The sequence below is a fragment of the Sphingomonas sp. FG14 genome, assembly GCF_057809675.1.
This window is the reverse complement of record NZ_JBMDKK010000002.1, coordinates 438,790-459,180: the sequence shown is the minus strand read 5'-3', so window position 1 is coordinate 459,180 and position 20,391 is coordinate 438,790. Positions and strand designations below refer to the sequence as shown.

Below are 20,391 nucleotides of genomic sequence, written 5' to 3'. Positions count from 1 at the left end.
TTCCCTCTGCGCGATTCGAACATTGGACTGTTCGGGTAGCTTCCGGAGAGCACTAACGCCAGAGGCCGACCGCCATGTCGCCGAGCGGACCATGCGCCCAGGTGGCGACCAGCCAGAGCAGCACGCCACCGGCGATCACCGGCCAGCGAGGCCACATCGCGCCCAGCGCCGCACGCCCGGCAAAGGGGAAGAAGGCGGTGCGCGCCACCCAGCCCCGCCAGTTCGCCCCCATCAGCTTCGCCTTCTTGGCATCCTGCCCCGCAGCTCCGCCCAAGGCGAGGATCAGGATCGACGCGGTCAGCACGAGATTGGCGGGCGTCGCCCACATCCAGCCATGAACGATCGCCCAGAGCGCAAAGGACCACATCATCGGGTGCCGCGTGATCGCGAACACGCCGCGCGGCGCCCAGTCACTCACCTTCGCTTCCGGCATCGCTGGGTTGCCGACCAGCGATCCGGCCCACAGGATCGCGGCGAACAGCATCACCAGAGATGCCAGCATCCAGCCCCAATCGGGCGGCACCCATAGCGGCGCCTGCGGCGGCACCGCGCGATAGGCGATCACCATCCAGGCGAGGCTGGCGAGCGCGACCAGCGAATAGACGCCGAGAAACGGCCGCGCGCCCAGCCGTGCGACCAGCGGTGCGCGCAGCGGATGCGACAGCAGGAAATGGCTCCCCACGAACGCGACGCACGCGGCGATCAGGGAAGCCATTGGAGTCATGTTCCGCTCCTTACCGCTCGTAAGCCTTGGGAAGCTGCCCTTCGCTTGCCGTGCGATAGCGGTCCCTGAGCTTGGTCTGCCGCGACTCCATCGGCTGTTCGACGCCATCGATCCAGACGCGTTCGGCGGCGCTCGACAATTCCAGCGGATCGCCGTTCCACAACACCACGTCGCCACGGCGGCCGGCGCGGAGAGAGCCGATCTCGCCGCCCATGCCGACCGCCTCTGCCGGCGCGGACGTGATCGTGGCGAAGGCCGCCGCCCAATCGAGCCCGGTCGCTCCCGGCACCTTGCCGAGCGCGACGAGATTGCCCGCATATTGCGTCGACTGGAACGCCATGCGCGATTCATTGTCGCCGATCATGCCGATCGAGACCTTCACGCCCGCCGCCTTCATCCGCCCGATGTTGGACTGGGTCGCGGCGAGCGTCTCGAAGCTGTCGGGCAGATCGTTGAGCGCGGAAGCGATGACGGGGACGCCCGCCGCCGCAATCTCGCGTGCGACCGTCCAGCCTTCGACCGCGCCGACCAGCACGAGCTTCAGCGCCGGGAATTCACGGCGAAGGCCCAGCACCGCCAGAATGTCGCTGCCACGTTCGACATGGACGAGCAGCGGCATCGCGCCGTTGACCACCGGCACCAGCGCCGCCGCGTCGGCGCGCGGCAGGATCGCATCCTTGCTGTCGCCGTCATAGCCCGCCGGATTGCGCGCATAGGCCTGTGCCGCCTGGAGGGACGAGCGGAACTGGAGGAAGGCCGCCGGGCGGCTCCCTCCCGCCTCGCGCGCGCCGGTTTCGCCGAACTCGACGAACTGGAAGGCGCGTGGCTTGGTCACCGCATCCATGTCCGCGCCCAGATCGATCACCGCGCCCTGGCCGGCGAACATCGTCGCGCCGGTGCCCGGCGAAACCACCGCACGGGTCACGCCTTCGATGCGATTGATCGCGATCGGCGTACTGCGCGGGTTGACCGCGGGCGTGATATCGATCGCAGCGGACCAGATGCTGTTGTTGGCGGCGACGTCGCTGGTCTGGCTGACGCCATCGACCTCGACGATGCCCATGCGCGTGAAGCCCGCCACGATGCCGGGCGTCACCCATTTGCCGGTCGCATCGATCACCTGAGCGCCTGCGGGCACCGCCACATTGGCGCCGGCCGCGACAACGCGTCCGTTGGCGACGACCACCGTGCCCCGCTCGATCGGCGCGCTGCCGTCACCGATCGCGACGGTCCCACCGGTGATCGCAACGGTCTGCGCCGCCACGGGCGTTGTGACAGTAGCCAGAAGGCTGGTGATAAACATGCCCAAAGCCCGTTTGGGCTGAGCCTTTCGAAGCCCTGCCTTTTTCTTGGTGCCGATGCTGAAGAAGAACGGGGCTTCGACAAGCTCAGCCCGAGCGGATTTGATGACGCAGCGCTTGCTGGAGACGAAATTCCTCATTTCACGTCTCCTTCGCCGATCTGGCCCAGTTCGAAGTCGCTCACCGGCCTGCGTTTCGGATCGCCCGCATCATACATCAACGCGCCATCGATCCAGACGCGATCCGGGCGGGTATAGACGCTGAAGGGATTGCCGTTCCACAGCACGACATCGGCGTTCTTGCCCGGCTTCAGGCTGCCCGTCACATCGCCGATGCCCATCGCCTTGGCGGGATTCCAGCTCAACCATGTCCAGGCGACCTCGTCGGAGACCTGGATGCCCATGCGCCGGCCATCGGCAAGCGCCTTGGCCGCTTCCTGGTTCAGCCGCTGGATGCCGTTGGCGTCGTCGGAATGGACGATCGCGCAAGCCCCCGCATTGTGGACCAGCGGGATATTCTCCTTGATCGCATCGTAGGATTCCATCTTGAACCCGTACCAATCGGACCACATGGCCGCGCAGATGCCGTTCTGTCGCAGCAGATCGGCGATCTTGTACGCCTCCACCGCATGGTGGAAGGTCGAGACCTTGTAGCCGAATTCCTTCGACATATCGATGACGAACGCCATCTCGTCGGCGCGGTAGCAGTGGTTATGGACCAGGATCTTGCCGTCGAGCACGTCAGCCAGCGTGTCCATCGACGGGTCACGCGGCTGCGCCTCCCCCTTGTCGCGCTTGCGCTTGTATTCGGTCGCCCGCATCCAGGTGTGACGGTTGACCGCCATGTTGCCCATCCGGGTGGAGGGAAGCTGGTTGCGGCTGCCATAGACCCGCTTGGGATTCTCGCCGCACGCCATCTTCAGGCCCTGCGGCGCACCGGGGAACTTCATCTGCTGCACCGTGCGACCCGGCACATTCTTGAGCACGACCGAACGGCCGCCGAACAGATTGGCCGACCCCGGCAGGATCTGGAGCGCGGTGACGCCGCCATTGGCGAGCGCGCGGCTGAAGCCCGGATCCTGCGGCCAGACGCTGTGTTCGGCCCAGACCTGCGGGGTGACGGCGCTCGTCGCCTCGTTACCATCCGAATTGGCCTGGACGCTCGGCGACGGATAGTCACCCAGATGGCTGTGGATATCGATGATGCCGGGCGTCACCCATTTGCCGCGACCATCGATCACCGCGACATCGGCGGGAATCGGTGTGTCGGGACCGCCGATTGCGGTCACCTTGCCCTCGGACAGGAAAACGGTGCCGTTCTCGATCCGGCCGCCCTCGCCGTCGAAGATGGTCGCGCCGCGGATGACGGTCGCGACGCCCGGATAGACCTTGTAGGTCGACGGATAGGGATCGGCGACAGGTGCCTGCGCCGCCTTCGCGGGTGCGGGCTTGTCGCTCGCGGTCGCTGGCGGCTCAGACGCGCCGCAGGCCGCGAGCAGGATCGTCGCGGAAAGTACGTTCAGATGCTTATTGAACACCATGCATCCACTTCTTGATGAGGGGTGACAGGATAAGGAGGAGGACGCCGATGCCGGCGGACCAGAGGCCGATCGTCCAGAACACGCCGACATAGGTGTCGAGGCTGACCTTGAGGTTGGTGACCTGGCCGCCCACCGTATCGACGCTGGCGATCTGCGCGACCACGCCGGCGACATATTGCGCGACCGAGATCGACAGGAACCACACGCCCATCATCAGGCCGACGACGCGCGCGATCGAGAGCTTGGTGATCATCGACAGCCCGACAGGCGAGATGCAAAGTTCCGAGAGCGAATGGATGAGGTAGAGGCCCGCCAGCCACCAAATCGCGACCTGGAAGCCCTCATCGGCGAAGCTGGTACCCCAGACCAGCAACAGGAAGCCCCCGCCCACGCCCATCAGTGCCACGCTGAACTTCACCGGCATGCTCGGCTCCAGCCCACGCGCGGCGAGCTTGGACCAGAGGATGCTCAGCACCGGCGCGAACAGCACGATGAACAGCGGATTGAAGAACTGGGTCTGCGGCGCGGTGATGCTGAACAGGCCGAATACGCTGAGATCGGTGTTGCGATCGGCGAACAGGGTGAGCGACGAGCCCGCCTGTTCGAACAGCGTCCAGAACACGACATTGAAGACGATGAGGACCATCGCGACGACCATCATCTGGAACTCGGCCTTGCTGCCCTTGAGCGCCGACCAGACGAGGATGCCGGGTACGGCGATGAGGAAGGTGCCGAACAGCAGCTTGCCCATCAGCGGCAGCGACAGGACATAGCCGATCAGGCCCGATCCCGGCTCCGGCGGGGTCGAGGCCATCAGGTTGGTGAAGAGGAAATAGAAGAGCGGCACGCCCAGGATCGCGCAGGCATAGATGGTCAGCGACCGATCCCGCACACCCTCCGGCGGTTCGCCGAACCCGGCGAGCTTGCCGCCGTCGAACTGGATGAGCATCCACGAGCAGAACATGCCGAGCGCCGCCAGGCCGAAGCCCGCCCACCAGCCGATCGTGACCGCGAGGATCGGGCACAGGAGCTGCGAGAAGAACGAGCCGAGATTGATGCCCATGTAGAAGATGGTGAAGCCCGCGTCGCGTCTCCGGTCGCCCTGCTCATAGAGCTGGCCGACCATGGTGGAGATATTGGGCTTGAAGAAGCCGTTGCCCACCGAGACCATCGAGAGCGCGATCAGCATGATCATCACATAGAAGGGGCTGCGATCGCCGCCGGATTCGAAGCCTCCCTTGGCGACGGTACGCTCGACGGCGCCGCCCTCCCCGAGCAGTGAGACGGTTCCGTCCTCATTGCCCTTGATGGCCAGCCGCTTGCCCTGGTCGACGAGATACTGGACCTCCTTGCCGCCTGCAGGGCGATCGACCTGGATCTCGTAGCGCTGCCCGTCGATATTGGCGTAGGGCTTGGCGGTCTCACCGCCGAAGCACAGCAGCAGATAACCGAGCGACATGATGATCGCGCCGAACTTCACCGCGCGTTTCGACCCGAGATACTGGTCCGCCAGATAGCCGCCGACCAAGGGCGTCAGATAGACGAGCGCGGTATAGCCGCCATACAGTCCCGTCGCCTCGCGATCACTGAACAGGAAATGCTGCGTCAGATACAGCGTGAGCAGCGCGCGCATGCCGTAGAAGCCGAAGCGTTCCCAGGCCTCGGTGGTGAACAGCCGGGCGAGCTGGCGCGGATGGCCGAACCACGTGCCGGCCTCCCGATGGATCTCGACCTTCGCCGGATCCATCGGCGCCGCGCCCGGTTCGACGGGTTCGTCGTTGATGGTGGTCATGGTTTCAGGCGCTCCCCCTTGCAGAGCGGACACGCCGATGAACCCGGCGCGATGTGCGGGGAAACCTAGCGCCGAAATCGCGTCTGTGAAGCCATTGTTGCAAATGCGACGGCCTGATAGGGGAGCGGCCATGTTCAACGACCGCACGTCGCTCCTCACCCATCTCGCCACTCGCCGTTCCGGCAAGCCCCGCGACATGGTCGCGCCCGGGCCGAGCGACGACGAACTCGCCGCCATCGTCGAACTGGCCTCACGCACGCCCGATCACGGCAAGCTGGCGCCCTGGCGGTTCGTGAGCGTGGCGGCGGACCAGCGCGACGCGCTGACCAAGGTCATCACCGCCGCCTATCGCGCCGAACGCCCCGAGGCCGGGCGGCTCGAGATCGAGGCGATGGAACAATATGCACGCCAGGCGCCCTCGCTGGTGGTCGCACTGTTCTGTCCGCGCGAATCGGCGACGATCCCGGCGTGGGAACAGGAATTGTCGGCGGGCGCCGCATGCATGAACCTGCTTCATGCCGTTCATGCGCACGGCTTTGTCGGCGGCTGGCTGACCGGATGGCCCGCCTATAGCGAGGCGGTTCGCGACGCGTTCGGCGCGCATCCTGAGAAAATCGCGGGTTTCATCTTCATCGGCTCGCCGTCGCGCGCGCTGGAGGAGCGCCCCCGTCCCGCCCACGGATCGACGCTGACGCGCTGGACGCCGCCGGGCGATTGAACATTGCCTTTTTCGCGTCTTTGTGTATTATATGAGCATGACAGCGATCAACGGCGACGACACCCCGGTCTATCTCAAGCTGAGAGGCATGATCTCGGCGATGATCCTCGACGGAGACTATGTCGAAGGGGAGCAGCTTCCGTCCGTCCGCTCCTTCGCCGCCGAACATGGCGCCAATCCACTGACCGTCGCCAAGGCCTATCAGAGCCTGCAGGATCGCGGCTTCGTCACCGTCCGTCGCGGCGTCGGCATGTTCGTGGCCGAGGGCGCGCTTGAACGGCTGCGCGACGAGGAACGCGAAAGCTTCCTCACCCAGCTCTGGCCGCGCATCCACCAGCATATCGATCGGCTCGGCCTGCGCGCTTCGGACCTGCTGGAACGCACCGAAGCCTGATTTCTGGGTGCGCTGCGGTATCGGAAGCGCTACTTCCCTCCGAAATTAGACAAGGCAGGAGTTTGCCTGCGGCCAACAGATTCGGCCCAAGCGAATCTGGAACGCCCGCTACAAGTCCCAAATCCCGTTCGGGCTGGGCCTGTCGAAGCCTGTTCTTTCCTTGCATTAGCGCCAAAGAAGGACAGTCCTTCGACAAGCTCAGGACGAGCGGATGGAGGGCATCTGGCGTGCCCCCCCAATATCTTCAAGCCGCGAACGCGGCCGCATCCACTGAATAGAGCAATTCGGACCCCGCCAGCGCCGATGCCTTCAGCCCCGCCGCTTCCGGTACGATCTGATCGACGAAATAGCGCGCGGCGGCCTGCTTCATCGCCAGGAACGCCGGATCGCCATCCATGCTCGCCGCGATGCGGCCCTGGCGCTCCATCAGCCAGCCGCCGACCGCGACCGACAGCATCGTCAGGAACGGATAGCTGCCCGCCAGCCGATCGTCCGCGCCCGAGCCGGAAAGATGCTCGGCGACCGCCTCGACATCACCGATCAATGCGCGCAGCCCGGCATCCTGTGCTTCGGCGCGCATGTCCGCGATGAGCGCGGCCAGCGGCGCACCGCCGCCAAGGCTCAGCTTCCGCCCGACCAGATCGGCCGCCTGAATGCCGTTGGTGCCCTCATAGATCGGCGCGATGCGGATATCGCGATAATGCTGGGCAGCGCCGGTTTCCTCGATGAAGCCCATGCCGCCATGCACCTGCACACCGAGCGAGGCGACCTCGCAGCCGACATCGGTGCCCCAGGCCTTGGCGAGCGGGGTCAGCAGATCAACGCGATCCTGCGCGTCGGTATCACCCAGATGGGCGCGGTCGAGCTGGCCGAAGGCGTAATAGATCAGCGCGCGCGCGCCCTGGGTGAGCGCCTTCATGCGCAGCAGCATGCGCCGCACGTCCGGATGCTCGATGATCGCGACGGGATCGCGCGTCGCGCCGCCCGCGCGCGCGGACTGGATGCGCTCCATCGCATAGCCGACCGCCTGCTGCGTCGCGCGTTCGGCGATCTGGATGCCCTGAAGGCCGACATTGAGCCGGGCATTGTTCATCATCACGAACATCGCCGCCATGCCGCCGAATTCGGGACCGATCAGTTCACCAAGACAATCGTCGTTGTCGCCGTAGCTCAGCACGCAGGTGGGCGAGGCATGGATGCCCATCTTGTGCTCGATCGAGACGCAGCGAACGTCATTATGCGTTCCATCCGCGCGGATCTTGGGCACGATGAACAGCGAGATGCCGCGCGTGCCCGCCGGCGCGCCGGGCGTGCGCGCCAGCACGAGGTGAACGATGTTGTCGGTCAGGTCGTGCTCGCCGAAGGTGATGAAGATCTTGGTGCCCTTGATCCGGTACAGCCCGTCGCCAGCGGGCGTCGCGGTGGTGCGGAGCGCGCCGACGTCGGATCCGGCCTGCGGCTCGGTCAGGTTCATCGTGCCGTTCCACTCGCCGGTGATCAGCTTGGCGAGATAGGTGTCGCGCTGGGCATCGGTGCCGACCGCGATCAGCGACTCGATCGCCGCCGGCGTCAGCATGTTGATCAGCGAAAAGCCCATGTTCGCGGTGCCCAGATCCTCCATGATCACGGTGCCGAGCACATTGGGCAGCCCCTGGCCGCCATAGGCCTCAGGCGCGCTGATCGTGCCCCAGCCGCCTTCGACAAAGGCCTGATAAGCCTCACGGAATCCGGGAGGCATCGTCACCTTGCCATCCGCCCAGCGCGCGCCGATCTCGTCGCCCGCGCGGTTGAGCGGCGCATATTCGCCCGCCGCGAACGCCCCCGCCCCTTCCAGTATCGCGTCGACCATGTCGGAGGTCGCGGCGGCATAGCGTTCATGTGCGGTCAGTTCGTTGATGCCGACGACGTGATCGAGGACGAAGCGCTGCTCGGAAACGGGAGGGTTGTAGCTCATGGGACATCCGCTCTTGCCTGTGTGTGGCGCGCGCTATAGCGCCGGCTTGTGACCGGCTCAAATCCGCCATTCGACACTCATGTCCGCCGCTACGGCAAGGCCGCGATCGACGAGGCCGCCGCGCTGATCGGCCGAGGCCTGCCGGTCGCGATTCCGACCGAGACGGTCTATGGCCTCGCCGCTGATTCGACCGATGCCCAGGCCGTCGCACGCATTTACGAGGCCAAGGGCCGGCCAAGCTTCAATCCATTGATCGTCCATGTCGCCGATCGCGCCGCCGCAGAGGCGATCGCCGAACTCAACCCGATCGCGCACCGGCTCGCGCTGGCCTTCTGGCCGGGGCCGCTCACCATGGTGCTGCCCCGCCGGACGGACAGCGGGGTCGCTTCGCTCGCCACCGCCGGGCTCGACACCATCGCGATCCGCTGTCCCGCGCACGAGGCAATGCAGGCGCTGCTCGCGGCGACGGGAAAGCCGCTCGCCGCCCCCTCCGCCAATGCCAGCGGCCGGATCAGCCCGACGCGCGCCGAACATGTGCTGGCGAGCCTCAACGGCCGGATCCCGCTGATCGTCGATGCCGGACCTACGCGCCGAGGCCTTGAATCGACGATCGTCGCGCCCGAAGCCGACCGCGTCCGCCTGCTCCGCCCCGGTCCGATCACGGCGGAAGACATCGCCGAAGCGGCCGGCCTGCCGGTTTCATCGGCCGGCTCGGGATCGATCGAAGCCCCCGGCCAGTTGGCAAGCCATTACGCCCCTTCCAAGCCGGTCCGGCTGAACGCGACCGACCGGCAGGCCGGGGAATGGCTGATCGGCTTCGGTGCGGTGACGGGCGACGCGACACTGTCATCCGCCGGCGACCTGTCCGAAGCGGCGGCATGCCTGTTCGACCTGCTTCACCAGGCCGACGCATCCCAGGCGGCATCGATCGCGGTCGCGCCCGTTCCCGATACCGGCCTGGGTCGCGCGATCAACGATCGGCTTGCCCGCGCGGCGGTTCGATAAGGCAAAGGCAAAATAGAAACTCCAGCGGGTTCAATCCCGATGAGCGTTGCGCGATAAACCCGTAAATCCACCTGGCTTCACCATCTTTACGCAGGCGTAACCAGGGTCCAGACTTCGGCGTCCTCCATATGAGAGGACTCGAAGCGGGAGACGATCATGACAATCGTGCAACGTGGAATCGCGGAATTTCTCGGTACTTTCTGGTTGGTGTTCGGCGGATGCGGCAGCGCGGTCTTCGCCGCCGCCTTTCCCGAACTCGGCATCGGCTTTGTCGGTGTTTCCCTTGCCTTCGGCCTCACTGTTCTGACCATGGCCTATACGGTCGGCCACATCTCCGGTTGTCACCTCAATCCCGCCGTGACCGTGGGACTTTGGGCGGGCGGACGCTTTCCCACCGCCGACATACCGGCCTATATCATCGCGCAGGTGCTCGGCGCCGTCGCGGCCGCCTTCACCCTCTATGTCATCGCCAGCGGTGCGCCGGGCTATGATCTGGCGGTCAACGGCCTCGCCGCCAACGGCTTCGGCGAACATTCGCCCGGCAAATATGCGCTGGAATCGGGTCTGCTCATCGAATTGCTGCTGACCTTCTTCTTCCTGCTGGTGATCATGGGATCGACCGACAGCCGCGCACCGGCCGGCTTCGCGCCGATCGCGATCGGCCTGACGCTGACGTTGATCCACCTGATCAGCATCCCGATCACCAACACCTCGGTCAATCCGGCGCGCAGCACCGGTCCCGCGCTGATCCAGGGCGGCTGGGCCCTGTCGCAACTCTGGCTGTTCTGGGTGGCGCCGATTATCGGCGCGGCGCTGGGCGGATTCGTCTACAAGATGCTGGGCGCCGATGCGACCAAGCGCCCGCCGGTCGAAGGGGCGCCCCTGTAAGGCCAGCGACTTCGGATCGGAGGTGACGGAGGGACGGCGACGTGGCCGCCCCTCCAGCCGCCGCCTGCGCGTCGATTCTCGACGCGCGACATTTCCTCCATTGAGCACGTGCTGACATGATCGAGACGCTGCTCCAGCTATCCTGATGCGAAGCGACGGCGTGCTGAAAGTCTGAGAGGGTGAACTCTCGGAAGAGCGAGGCTTGCCGAACCCCGCACGCAATCGAATGGCTGGAAGGATGAATGGACAAGCTCGATCTTAAGAAAGTCCGAAAGGCGCTGTTCACGGCGCCAGTCGATCGCTTCGTGCCGATCGAAGTGCCGCCCGCCTTGTACCTGATGGTGGACGGCCAAGGCGATCCGAACAGCGCACCGGCTTACAAGCTGGCGGTCGAGAGCCTTTATGCGACCGCCTATGCGATCAAGTTCGCCTGCAAGGCCGGCGGGCGGGATTTCGTCGTCGCGCCTCTGGAAGGGCTCTGGTCCGCCCGCGATCCCGAAAGCTTCACAGCGCGCCGCAAGGACGAATGGGACTGGACCATGATGATCATGATGCCGGACGATGTGGATGAGGAGATGTTCGCCGCGGCCACAAATCGGACCCGCTCAAAACTCGGCGTGCTTCCCGACAGCCTGCGCCTCGAAAGCCTCGAAGAAGGTTTCTCCCTCCAGGCATTGCATATCGGCAGCTATGACGATGAAGGGCCGCTGCTCGCGCGGTTGCACGGCGAGGTGATGGTTTCGGGCGGCTACGGCTTCGCCGGCCGCCACCATGAAATCTATCTTGGCGATCCGCGCAAGGTGGCACCCGAAAAAACTCAGGACGCTGATCCGCCAGCCCGTCCGGAAGATCTGAAGGCCCGTTTCAACCGAGCCTAATAACGTTCTTCATCATCCTCGCGCGCGCGTTTGCGGGCCTCCTTTTCGCGCTTGCGCGCTTCGCGGCCCTCACGCTCTTCCTGCTTGCGGATCTCCCGCCCGCGCTTCTCATCGGCCTCGGACTGGCTGGTGGTGACGGCATCGACGCCGGCGCCGACCGCCTTGACCGGCAGGGTGACGATATCGACCGCGGTGCGGGCGATACACCCGCTCAGCGCCAGCGGTAAAAGGGCGACGATGGCGACCCGCATGCCCGAACTCCTTTACGCGAAGTCGGCAGCATACAGGATCCGCGCGGTCGGCGCTATCGCACGAAAAGCTTTTCGCCGAAGTCACGCACCGCCGGGCCGATATCCTCGCGCTCCATCGCCAGCGCCATATTGGCATGGATGTAGCCGGCCTTGTCGCCGCAATCGAAGCGCCGCCCCGAAAAGGTGACGCCGTGAAAGGGCTGGCTGCCGATCATGGCCGCCATCGCATCGGTCAACTGGATCTCGCCGCCCGCGCCCTTTTCCTGATGTTCGAGCACGCGCATCACCTCTGGCTGAAGGATATAGCGGCCGATCACCGACAGGTTCGATGGCGCCGTGCCCTGCTTGGGTTTTTCGACCAGCCCCTTCACCTCGGTCAGCGCGCCGTCGCGCGCGCCCGGCGTGATGATGCCGTAGAGATGCGTCTGGTCGTCGGGGACTTCCTGCGCGCAGATCAGGTTGCCGCCGGTGCGCTCATAGGCATCGACCATCTGCTTGAGGCAGCCGGGGCTGCCCACCATGAAATCGTCGGCCAGCAACACCGCGAAGGGCTCTTCATCGACGATGTCGCGCGCGCACCATACCGCATGGCCGAGCCCCATCGGCTCCTGCTGGCGGACATAGGCGACCGCGCCGGGCTTCAGCCGGGTGCGGTGGAGCAGTTCGATCGACTTGCCGCGATCGCGCATCGTTGTTTCAAGCTCATAGGCGATGTCGAAATGATCCTCGATCGCGGACTTGCCGCGCCCGGTGACGAAAATCATCTGCTCGATTCCGGCCTCGATGGCCTCATCGACGGCATATTGGATCAGCGGCCGATCGACGACGGGCAGCATTTCCTTAGGCAGGGCCTTGGTCGCGGGAAGGAAGCGGGTGCCGAGCCCGCCGACCGGGAAAACTGCTTTGCGAACGCGTTTCATAGCCTGGATACACTCCCGAAGACTGGCCGCGCTTTGATCAAACCAGCGCGTCCAAGTCAATTTACGCCTTGCCCGGCTTTCCCCGAAAGAGAGGTTGATGCGACGGGCGGACGGGAGGATGCGATGCGCGGATTGAAGATTGGGTTAGCAGGCCTCGATGAGTTCACTCATCGAAACCTGCCGTCAATCCGGGCCCAGTTCAGGCGGTCGTGTCCGCGTTCTTCAAGCGTTCGGCATAGCTTTTGCGGAACTTGCGGAGCTTGGGCGCGACCACGGCCATGCAATAGGGATTTTTCGACCCTTCACGGACGAAATATTCCTGATGATAATCCTCGGCAGGATACCAGGTCGCCAGCGGCTCCACCGTCGTCACGATCGGATCGTTCCAGTCCGCCTGCGCCCGCGCGATGGCGGCGCGCGCCGACGCCTCCTGCTCCGGTGAATGGGGAAACACCGCCGAACGATATTGCGTGCCGATGTCGTTGCCCTGGCGATTGAGCTGCGTCGGATCATGAACGTGGAAGAAGATGTCGAGCAGATCGTCATAACCGATGACGTCCGGATCATAATGGATGCGGATCGCCTCGGCATGGCCGGTATCGCCGTTGCACACCTGCTGATAGGTCGGGTTGACGGTATCCCCGCCGATATAGCCGCTTTCGACCGCCGAAACGCCGATCACATCGTCGAAGACCGCTTCGACGCACCAGAAGCACCCGCCCGCGAGTGTCGCGACCTGATCGGCCATGTCCGTTCTCCCTTGCTGATCGTCTTTAAATAGGAAGGCGCCGACGATCCGCAATCACCGCCCATCGATGCGCGCGATCTCCGCATTCAGCATGTCGACGCGGCGGCGGCCGTTCAGATGGGTGGCGTCGGCGAAGATGCCGGAACCGTGCTTCTTTTCAAAACGCGCCCAGAATTCGGGCGCGGCCGCCATGCGATAACCGGCATCGCGCATCAGCGTCAGCGACAGCCGGTCCGCCGAGATCTCCGTCTCGCGGATCTTCGCGGCATTCTTCCCGATCCGGCCGAACAGTCCACGCGACACGCCCTGCGCATCGAGCACGGCGCGATGGCCGAGGATGTTGTGCGCCAGTTCATGCGCGAGGATCGCCGCGAGTTCGTCATCGCTGCGGAATTCCGCGAACATGCTTTGCGAGATGCGGACATAGTCCCCGTCAGCCCCGGCGTTCAGCGCCCTGGTGTTCGAGATCACGAACCGCGTCGTACAGGCCGGCACGCCGGTCAGGTTCACCGATAGGGTCCGGTCGCCACGCCTGATCGTCACCGCCGCCGGCCCGGCCGCCAATCCTGCATCGAGGCGATCGAGCACGGCACGCATCCACACCGACGCATCCTTGAATGCCGGATCGCCGAGCGCCGGCATGGCCGCGCCGCCGATTGACTGGATGATGTCGTCGGGCGCGACATCCACCCCGGAGGCCGGCGATCCGGGCAAGATCGCGACCACGCTGGGGTATCGGCCGGCATCCTGCACCCCTAGCAGCAACCCCGTCACGGGCGCCCGCCGTGCGCAATGCCGCGCATTGGCGGTGACGAGATCGTAGCCGATCTTCGCGACACGCACATCCTGCACGCGTTCCATATCCGCCTGCGATGGCGGCGGCGACGCGGCGAGCAACAAGCCCAGGATCGTGGTCAACCCCATGTCAGGCGCCCGAGAGAACCGCCTTCATCGCGACGGACCAACCGTCCAGCCGCGCGGCTCTGACCGCGCCGTCGATCGCGGGCGTGAAGCGCGTCACCGCTCCGCGCATCGCCGCCGCGTCGCGAAGCGATCCGAACAGGCCGGCGCCGACGCCCGCCAGCATCGCCGCGCCCATCGCGGTGGTTTCGGCGAAGGCAGGACGCTCGACCGTCAGGTCGAGCATGTCCGCCAGATCCTGCGCCATCCAGTCATTGGCGACCATGCCGCCATCGATCCGCAGTTCCTGCCAGTCGCAGCCATCGGCCGCGAAGGCGCCCTTCAGGTCGCTGGTTTGATGCGCCATCGCCTCCAGCGCGGCGCGAACGATATGCGCTCGCCCCGTCGAGAAGCTGAGCCCCGTCACCGCGGCACGCGCGCCCGGCTCCCAGTGCGGTGCTCCCAGCCCGGACAATGCGGGCACGAGATAGACGCCGCCATTGTCGGCGACCGATCGCGCGAGCGGTTCGCTTTCGGGCGCCGAAGTGATCAGGCGCAGTTCGTCGCGCAACCACTGGATCAGGCTGCCGGCGACGAACACCGATCCTTCGAGAGCGTAATGGCGCTCACCCGAAAGCTGCCAGCAGATGGTCGACAGCAGCCGATTCTTCGACTGCGGCAGGCTGCGCCCCGTGCTCGAAAGCACGAAGGCGCCGGTGCCATAGGTCGCCTTGGTCTGGCCGGGATCGAGACAGCCCTGGCCGATCGTCGCCGCCTGCTGGTCCCCCGCCATGCCCGTGATCGCGATCGGCGCGCCGAACAGTTCTGCGTCGGTCGTCGCGATCGGCCCGGCGCAGTCGACGATCTCGGGCAGGATGACGCGGGGCACGCCGAACAGATCCAGCAAGCCATCGTCCCAGCCGGACGCGCCGATCGCCATGAGCGCGGTGCGCGACGCGTTGGTCGCATCGCTGACATGCGCGCCGCCGGTCAGCTTGAAGACCAGCCAGCTCTCGACAGTGCCGACCATCAGATCGTCGCCGGAGTCGCGAAGCTGCGGCCAGTTCTCCAGCGCCCAGCCGATCTTGCTGCCGGAAAAATAGGGATCGAGCAGCAGTCCGGTCTTGGCCTGGACAATGGGTTCGTGCCCGGCGTCCTTGAGAGAGCGGCAGATATCGGCGGTACGCCGATCCTGCCATACGATCGCGGGCGCCAGCGGCTCGCCCGTCCGCCTGCTCCAGAACACCACGGTCTCGCGCTGGTTGGTGATGCCGATCCCGGCGATGGCGCCCGGCCCACCGGCCTGTGCGACCATCTCTCGCGCGCAATCCAGCGTCACCGCCCAGATTTCGGCGGCGTCATGCTCGACCAGCCCGGGCGCCGGATAATGTTGCGTCAACGGCCGCTGCACGCTCCCCAATACAGCGCCGTCGGCACCGAACAGCATAGCGCGGGTGGATGTGGTGCCTTCGTCGATGACGAGGATCTTGTCGGCCGTGCTCATGGCCATGGTTCAACCACAAAGCCCATGTGCGCGAAAGGCGTAAACTACGGTATCCAGTCGCGGGATCGTTTGATCAAGCACCTGGGAATGGATGCCATTGGGCTCAGGCCGGAGCGAGAATGGTGCCGGCCGAGAACCGGCGCGCAGCGTACTTCAGTACGTGAGCACCGGAAGCGCAGGACGGTGCCGTTCGCAGCCCGGCATGGGCCCAATGGCATCCATTCCTAGGCCTCGCCGCGCGTTTCTATCAAAGCCGCCGCTATGGCTTCCGTAGGCGATTTCCCGCCCCACAGGACGAACTGGAACACCGGATAAAATCGCTCGCATTCGTCGATCGCGGTTTCGACGAGCAGTTCCACCTGATCGAGCGAAAGATGATAATCCTCCTGCCCGTCAAGCAACGCGGCATGGCGGAACAGGACGATCCCGCTCGACGACCAGAGTTCGAAATGGCCGAGCCAGAGTTGCTCGTTGATCAGCCCCAGCGTCTCGTACATTTCCGATCGCTTCTCGTTTGCGACCTTGATGTCCGGCAGCGCCAGGAACTGGAGCACGCGATCATCCTCGCGCCACACCGCGCGCAGTTCGTATTTGGTCCAGCTTCCGTCCATCGTCGCGACGATCTCGTCGTCGCTGACACGCTCATGCGTCCAGCCATGCGCCGAATAATAGGCTTCGAGCATCTCGATCGGCGCACCACTCGCGCGGTCCGCCTCATACTCGTCCAGGGTCATGCGGGTGTCACCAGCGCCATTCTCATGAACGCACTCGTGCAACCGCACGGCCCCGAAGACAAGGCAAAACCGTGCGAGATGGTGATTTCGCCGGGGATTTCCCCGTGGATCAGCCTGTGGATTTCGGCTTGCCCTTGGCGGGCGCCTTCGCCGCTGCCTTGGCGGCGGGCTTCGCCTGCGCGCCTTCGAGCGCATCGAGCCGCGCCCGCAGGGCATCCGCCTCGTCGCGCGCCGCAGCCGCCATGGCCTTCACCGCTTCGAACTCGTCGCGGCTAACGAAATCGAGACCGCCGATCCATTCCTTCGCGCGCTCACGCGCCGACGCCTCGGCCTCCCGGCCGACGCCGGCGAGCGTTCCCGCCGCGCCGTTCACGAATTTCACGAAATCGTCGAAAACACGATTCTGCGACTGCATTCTATCCCTCCAGATCGGAGATTGACCCTTGCTAAAGGTCTATCTGGGCCTTGGGGGTCGAGGGTGCAAGGGTTGCCGCGTCGGGATTCAGCGCGCCGATCTGGTAATTGAGCGTGGCGGCGAAGCAGAGCCAGGCAAGATAGGGCAGCAGCAGCGCCGCCGCCGCCGGCCGAACCCGCCGGAATGCCACCGTGGTCGCAACGGCAAGCACCAGCATCGCCAGGATCACCAGCAATGCGGTCCCCACCTGATGCGCGGCGAAGAAGATCGGCGACCAGGCGAGATTGAGCAGGAATTGCGCGACGAACAAGGCGATCGCAAGGCTGCGCCCCGCCGCGCCCCGCGCGTTGAGGATCATCGCGAGCGCGAGCCCCATCAACACGTAGAGGATCGTCCATGCGGCACCGAAGGCCCAGCCGGGCGGCATGATCGCCGGCTTCACCAGCGCATCGAACCAGGGATTGCCGTAGCCGGAATTGGCGAGTTGCCCGGAGGCGATGCCGAGCAACAGGACAAGTGGAACGCAAAGGAGCGCCCATCGCGCAAAGGACCAGCGGAGTTGCCCCTTCGACGCGATTTCACTCATCCGCTGCTCCCTATTCGGCCGGCGCGGGTGCCGGCACCCCGAGTTCACTGTCAAGCGCACGCCCGACCGCTTCCGGCGATCCCGTATAACGCGCCAGGCGGCTGTAGAGAATTGGAATGAGGAACAATGTGATGAATGTCGCGATCGAGACACCGAACACGATCACGATGCCGATCGCGACGCGCGATGCGGCCCCCGCTCCGCCCGTCGTGACCAGCGGTACCGCGCCCATCACCGTCGCGATCGAGGTCATCATGATCGGACGCAGGCGCCGGGCGGAGGCGCGACGTATCGCCTCGCCGATCTCGACACCTTCATCGCGTATCTGGTTGGCGAATTCGACGATCAGAATGCCGTTCTTCGCCGCCAGGCCGACAAGCATGACGATACCGATCTGACTGTACAGATTGATCGTCTGGCCGGTGAGAGCCAGCCCGATCACGCCGCCCGCCACCGCCAAGGGCACAGTGGTGATGATGACGATCGGATGGATGAAGCTTTCGAACTGCGCGGCAAGCACCAAGAAGATGATGAGCACCGTCAGGCCGAAGACGATCCAGATCGAACTGCCGGTCTCCTTGAATGCCTGGCTCTGTCCACGATAGCCCACTGCCGTCACTTCAGGCGACGCGGCCGCCTGTTGTTCAAGGAAGGTCAGCGCTTCACCCAGCGCATAGCCGGGCGCCAGCGCGCCGTTGAGCGTGATCGCGCGCATCTTCTGGAAACGGCCAAGATCGCGCGGCCCCGCCGTTTCGCGCGTCGTCACCAGATTGGAGAGCGGCACCAGCGCGCCTGTCCGGCTGCGCACATAGATCTGCGACAGATTCTGAAGGTTCGATCGGTCCTTCGCGTCGGCCTGGACGATGACCCGATATTCCTCGCCACGATCGAGATAGGTCGAGACGCGGCGCGAACCGAGAAGGGACTGCAATGCCTGGCTGATATCATCGACCGACACGCCGAGGTCGCCGGCGCGCGCGGTATCGACGTCGATGCGAAGCTGCGGCTTGGTTTCCTTATAGTCGGAATCGAGATTGATGATGCCGGGATTGGACGCCGCCGCCGCCAGGATGCGATCGCGCGCGGCGACCAGTCCCTCATAGGTGTTGCCGGCGATCACGAAATTGATCGGATTGTTGTTGCCGCCACCGCCACGACCGCCGATCGGCGCCCGGACGGACGCATTGCCGCGCACCGTGGGGGTCTCGCGCAGGATCGCATTGATCTTGTTGACCACGTCCTGCGTCGTCTGCTCGCGTTCTTCCCAAGGCTTCATGAAGATCGTGAAGCCGCCATTGTTGAAATCGTCAGTCGCGTTGAAGCCGCCGGGCGTTCGCGCGATGACGTTGGCCACCGTCCCTTCCTTGACCATCGGCAGCAGCTTGTTCTGCACATCGACGACATAGCGGTCCATCGTGTCGAAGCCGGTGCCTTCCGGCGCGTTGATCTGGAACTGCGCGACGCCCATGTCCTCCGCCGGGATCAATTCCGACTTCATCAGCGTGAACAGGCCACCGGCTGCCCCAAGGAACAGCACCACGGTGACAACCGCGATCAGAGGCTTGTCGATCACGCGATCGAGCCGGCGCGCATAGGCATTTTCGAGCCGCTGGAAACGATCGTCGATCCATTGGGTGAAACGCCCACGCGTCTGATGCTTGAGCAGCTTCGAACACAGCATCGGCGCCAGGCTGAGCGCCAGGAAGCCGGAAAAGGCGATCGCCGCGATCATCGCGACCGCCAGCTCACGGAACAGCAGACCGGTCTGTCCGGCCAGGAACATCACCGGCACGAACACCGCGCAGACAACCAAGGTGGTCGAGATCACCGCGAACCCCACCTGCCGCGTTCCCTTGAACGCAGCAACGAGCGGAGACTCGCCTTCCTCGATGCGGTGATAGACATTCTCGAGCACGACGATCGCATCATCGACCACCAAGCCGATGGCGAGCACCATCGCGAGCAGGGTCAAAAGATTGATCGAGAACCCCGCCAGCCACAGCACGGTGAAAGCGCTGAGCAGGCAGATGGGCACCGTCACCGCCGGAATCAGCGTGGCGCGCGCACTGCCAAGAAACAGGAAGATGACGAGGACAACGAGCACCGCCGCTTCGAGCAAGGTGTGCCACACCCGCTCGATCGCGCGACTGATAAACTGCGAATCGTCGGATCCGACCATGATCGTCATGCCGTCGGGCAGTGAGGGGCGGATCAGCTCCATTTCCGCCTTGGCGCGGTCGGCAACCTCGAGCGTGTTGGCGCCGGACTGGCGCACGATACCGAGACCGACGGCCTGACCACCGTTCCGACGGAACTGGTAATAGGGATTCTCCGCGCCCTCTTCGACGCGCGCGACATCACCCAGACGAACCAGATAACCGTTGGCGCCGCGCCCGACGACGAGTTGCGAGAACTGCGCCGGCGTCGTGAACGGCCGCTCCACACGCAGCGTGACGTTCTGGTCCTTCGATTCCAGGCGGCCGGCGGGCAGTTCGACATTCTGGCGGCGCAGCGCGTTCTCGACATCGGCGGGCGTAAGCTGGAACGCGGCAAGACGCTCGGGCTTCATCCACACACGCATCGAAGGCCGCGCCTCGCCGGCGAGGAAAACGCGCGCGACACCGTCGATCGCCGAGAAGCGGTCGACCAGGTTGCGATCGGCATAATCACTGAGCTGGAGCCTGCTCCAGCCCGGCTTGGAAACGACGAGGAACAGGATCGGCTGCGAATCCGAGTCAGCCTTGCGCACCTGCGGCGCCAGCGCCTCTTCCGGGAGATCCTGAACCGAACTCGACACGCGATCACGCACATCGTTGGCCGCCGAATCGATGTCGCGACCGGGGTTGAATTCGATCGTGATTTCCGACTGGCCGTCACGCGAACGCGAGCTGATCGCCAAGATGCCCTCGATGCCGGCAAGCTGCGCTTCCAGCACCTGGGTGATACGGGATTCGACCACGGTGGCGGCCGCTCCGGTATAGACGGTCTGCACGGAAACGACGGGCGGATCGGTGTCGGGATATTCGCGCACCGACAGGCTCATGAACGCTACGGCGCCGACGACGCACAACAGGATCGCGATGACCGTGGCGAAGACCGGCCTGCGGACCGACAGATCGGAAAGCTGCATTCGCCGGCG

General features: G+C 65.0%; 19 protein-coding genes. 5 read left to right on the top strand and 14 right to left on the bottom strand.

All coding sequences use genetic code 11. The features are described from left to right. Positions 1–52 precede the first annotated feature (52 nt). The 4 genes from ACODTA_RS10300 to ACODTA_RS10285 all read right to left on the bottom strand — a co-directional run bounded on the left by ACODTA_RS10300 (position 53) and on the right by ACODTA_RS10285 (position 5,357). Entirely contained in the window at positions 53–724 is a 672-nt protein-coding gene (locus ACODTA_RS10300) for an NnrU family protein (RefSeq protein WP_489065817.1), read from the bottom strand. A gap of 10 nt (positions 725–734) precedes the next feature. Then, complete coding sequence (locus ACODTA_RS10295) at positions 735–2,027, bottom strand: amidohydrolase family protein (RefSeq protein WP_489066196.1); 1,293 nt, start codon at positions 2,025–2,027, stop codon at positions 735–737. Positions 2,028–2,161: 134 nt separating this feature from the next. After that, a complete protein-coding gene (locus tag ACODTA_RS10290; RefSeq protein WP_489065816.1) occupies positions 2,162–3,565 on the bottom strand; it encodes an amidohydrolase in 1,404 nt (467 codons plus the stop codon). Next, on the bottom strand, positions 3,552–5,357 hold the full coding sequence (locus ACODTA_RS10285; protein ID WP_489065815.1) for a peptide MFS transporter: 1,806 nt from the start codon (positions 5,355–5,357) through the stop codon (positions 3,552–3,554). The genes ACODTA_RS10290 and ACODTA_RS10285 overlap by 14 nt, the downstream gene beginning before the upstream one ends. Positions 5,358–5,487: 130 nt before the next feature. Here ACODTA_RS10285 and ACODTA_RS10280 point away from each other — a divergent pair, with 130 nt between their 5' ends. Both ACODTA_RS10280 and ACODTA_RS10275 read left to right on the top strand, forming a co-directional pair. Next, complete coding sequence (locus tag ACODTA_RS10280; protein WP_489065814.1) at positions 5,488–6,075, top strand: nitroreductase family protein; 588 nt, start codon at positions 5,488–5,490, stop codon at positions 6,073–6,075. Between the two features lie 37 nt (positions 6,076–6,112). Beyond that, on the top strand, positions 6,113–6,469 hold the full coding sequence (locus tag ACODTA_RS10275) for a GntR family transcriptional regulator (protein WP_489066195.1): 357 nt from the start codon (positions 6,113–6,115) through the stop codon (positions 6,467–6,469). Between the two features lie 244 nt (positions 6,470–6,713). On the opposite strand, the gene ACODTA_RS10270 is transcribed toward ACODTA_RS10275, so the two are convergent. Further along, positions 6,714–8,423, bottom strand: a complete 1,710-nt coding sequence (locus ACODTA_RS10270; RefSeq protein WP_489065813.1) for an acyl-CoA dehydrogenase family protein — start codon at positions 8,421–8,423, stop codon at positions 6,714–6,716. 48 nt (positions 8,424–8,471) lie between these two features. Here ACODTA_RS10270 and ACODTA_RS10265 point away from each other — a divergent pair, with 48 nt between their 5' ends. The 3 genes from ACODTA_RS10265 (at position 8,472) to ACODTA_RS10255 (ending at position 11,194) form a co-directional block, all read left to right on the top strand. Beyond that, positions 8,472–9,428, top strand: a complete 957-nt coding sequence (locus tag ACODTA_RS10265) for an L-threonylcarbamoyladenylate synthase (protein ID WP_489065812.1) — start codon at positions 8,472–8,474, stop codon at positions 9,426–9,428. Between the two features lie 156 nt (positions 9,429–9,584). Next, a complete protein-coding gene (aqpZ, locus tag ACODTA_RS10260; protein ID WP_489065811.1) occupies positions 9,585–10,316 on the top strand; it encodes an aquaporin Z in 732 nt (243 codons plus the stop codon). Between the two features lie 242 nt (positions 10,317–10,558). Then, positions 10,559–11,194, top strand: a complete 636-nt coding sequence (locus ACODTA_RS10255) for a GyrI-like domain-containing protein (protein WP_489065810.1) — start codon at positions 10,559–10,561, stop codon at positions 11,192–11,194. Here ACODTA_RS10255 and ACODTA_RS10250 read toward each other — a convergent pair. From ACODTA_RS10250 to ACODTA_RS10210, 9 genes are all read right to left on the bottom strand, one after another. Next, positions 11,191–11,445, bottom strand: a complete 255-nt coding sequence (locus ACODTA_RS10250) for a hypothetical protein (RefSeq protein ID WP_489065809.1) — start codon at positions 11,443–11,445, stop codon at positions 11,191–11,193. The two genes, ACODTA_RS10255 and ACODTA_RS10250, sit on opposite strands and share 4 nt — an antisense overlap. Before the next feature lie 53 nt (positions 11,446–11,498). Beyond that, positions 11,499–12,365 (bottom strand): UTP--glucose-1-phosphate uridylyltransferase GalU, encoded by an 867-nt coding sequence (gene galU / locus ACODTA_RS10245; protein ID WP_489065808.1) that lies wholly within the window; start codon positions 12,363–12,365, stop codon positions 11,499–11,501. Between the two features lie 199 nt (positions 12,366–12,564). Further along, positions 12,565–13,113 carry a peptide-methionine (S)-S-oxide reductase MsrA gene (gene msrA / locus ACODTA_RS10240; RefSeq protein WP_489065807.1) on the bottom strand — a complete coding sequence of 183 codons (549 nt, stop codon included), beginning with the start codon at positions 13,111–13,113 and terminating at the stop codon, positions 12,565–12,567. Between the two features lie 54 nt (positions 13,114–13,167). Next, positions 13,168–14,037 (bottom strand): M48 family metalloprotease, encoded by an 870-nt coding sequence (locus ACODTA_RS10235; RefSeq protein ID WP_489065806.1) that lies wholly within the window; start codon positions 14,035–14,037, stop codon positions 13,168–13,170. Position 14,038: 1 nt separating this feature from the next. After that, positions 14,039–15,517, bottom strand: coding sequence for a glycerol kinase (locus tag ACODTA_RS10230; protein ID WP_489065805.1), 1,479 nt, complete (start codon positions 15,515–15,517; stop codon positions 14,039–14,041). A 224-nt stretch (positions 15,518–15,741) separates the two neighbouring features. After that, the gene (locus ACODTA_RS10225; protein WP_489065804.1) at positions 15,742–16,251 is read right to left on the bottom strand and encodes a type III secretion system chaperone family protein; all 510 of its coding nucleotides are present in this window, start codon (positions 16,249–16,251) and stop codon (positions 15,742–15,744) included. A 109-nt stretch (positions 16,252–16,360) separates the two neighbouring features. Further along, a complete protein-coding gene (locus tag ACODTA_RS10220) occupies positions 16,361–16,666 on the bottom strand; it encodes an accessory factor UbiK family protein (protein ID WP_489065803.1) in 306 nt (101 codons plus the stop codon). Between the two features lie 31 nt (positions 16,667–16,697). Next, positions 16,698–17,252, bottom strand: coding sequence for a TspO/MBR family protein (locus tag ACODTA_RS10215; RefSeq protein ID WP_489065802.1), 555 nt, complete (start codon positions 17,250–17,252; stop codon positions 16,698–16,700). A 10-nt stretch (positions 17,253–17,262) separates the two neighbouring features. Beyond that, entirely contained in the window at positions 17,263–20,382 is a 3,120-nt protein-coding gene (locus tag ACODTA_RS10210; RefSeq protein WP_489065801.1) for an efflux RND transporter permease subunit, read from the bottom strand. Between the last annotated feature and the right edge of the window lie 9 nt (positions 20,383–20,391).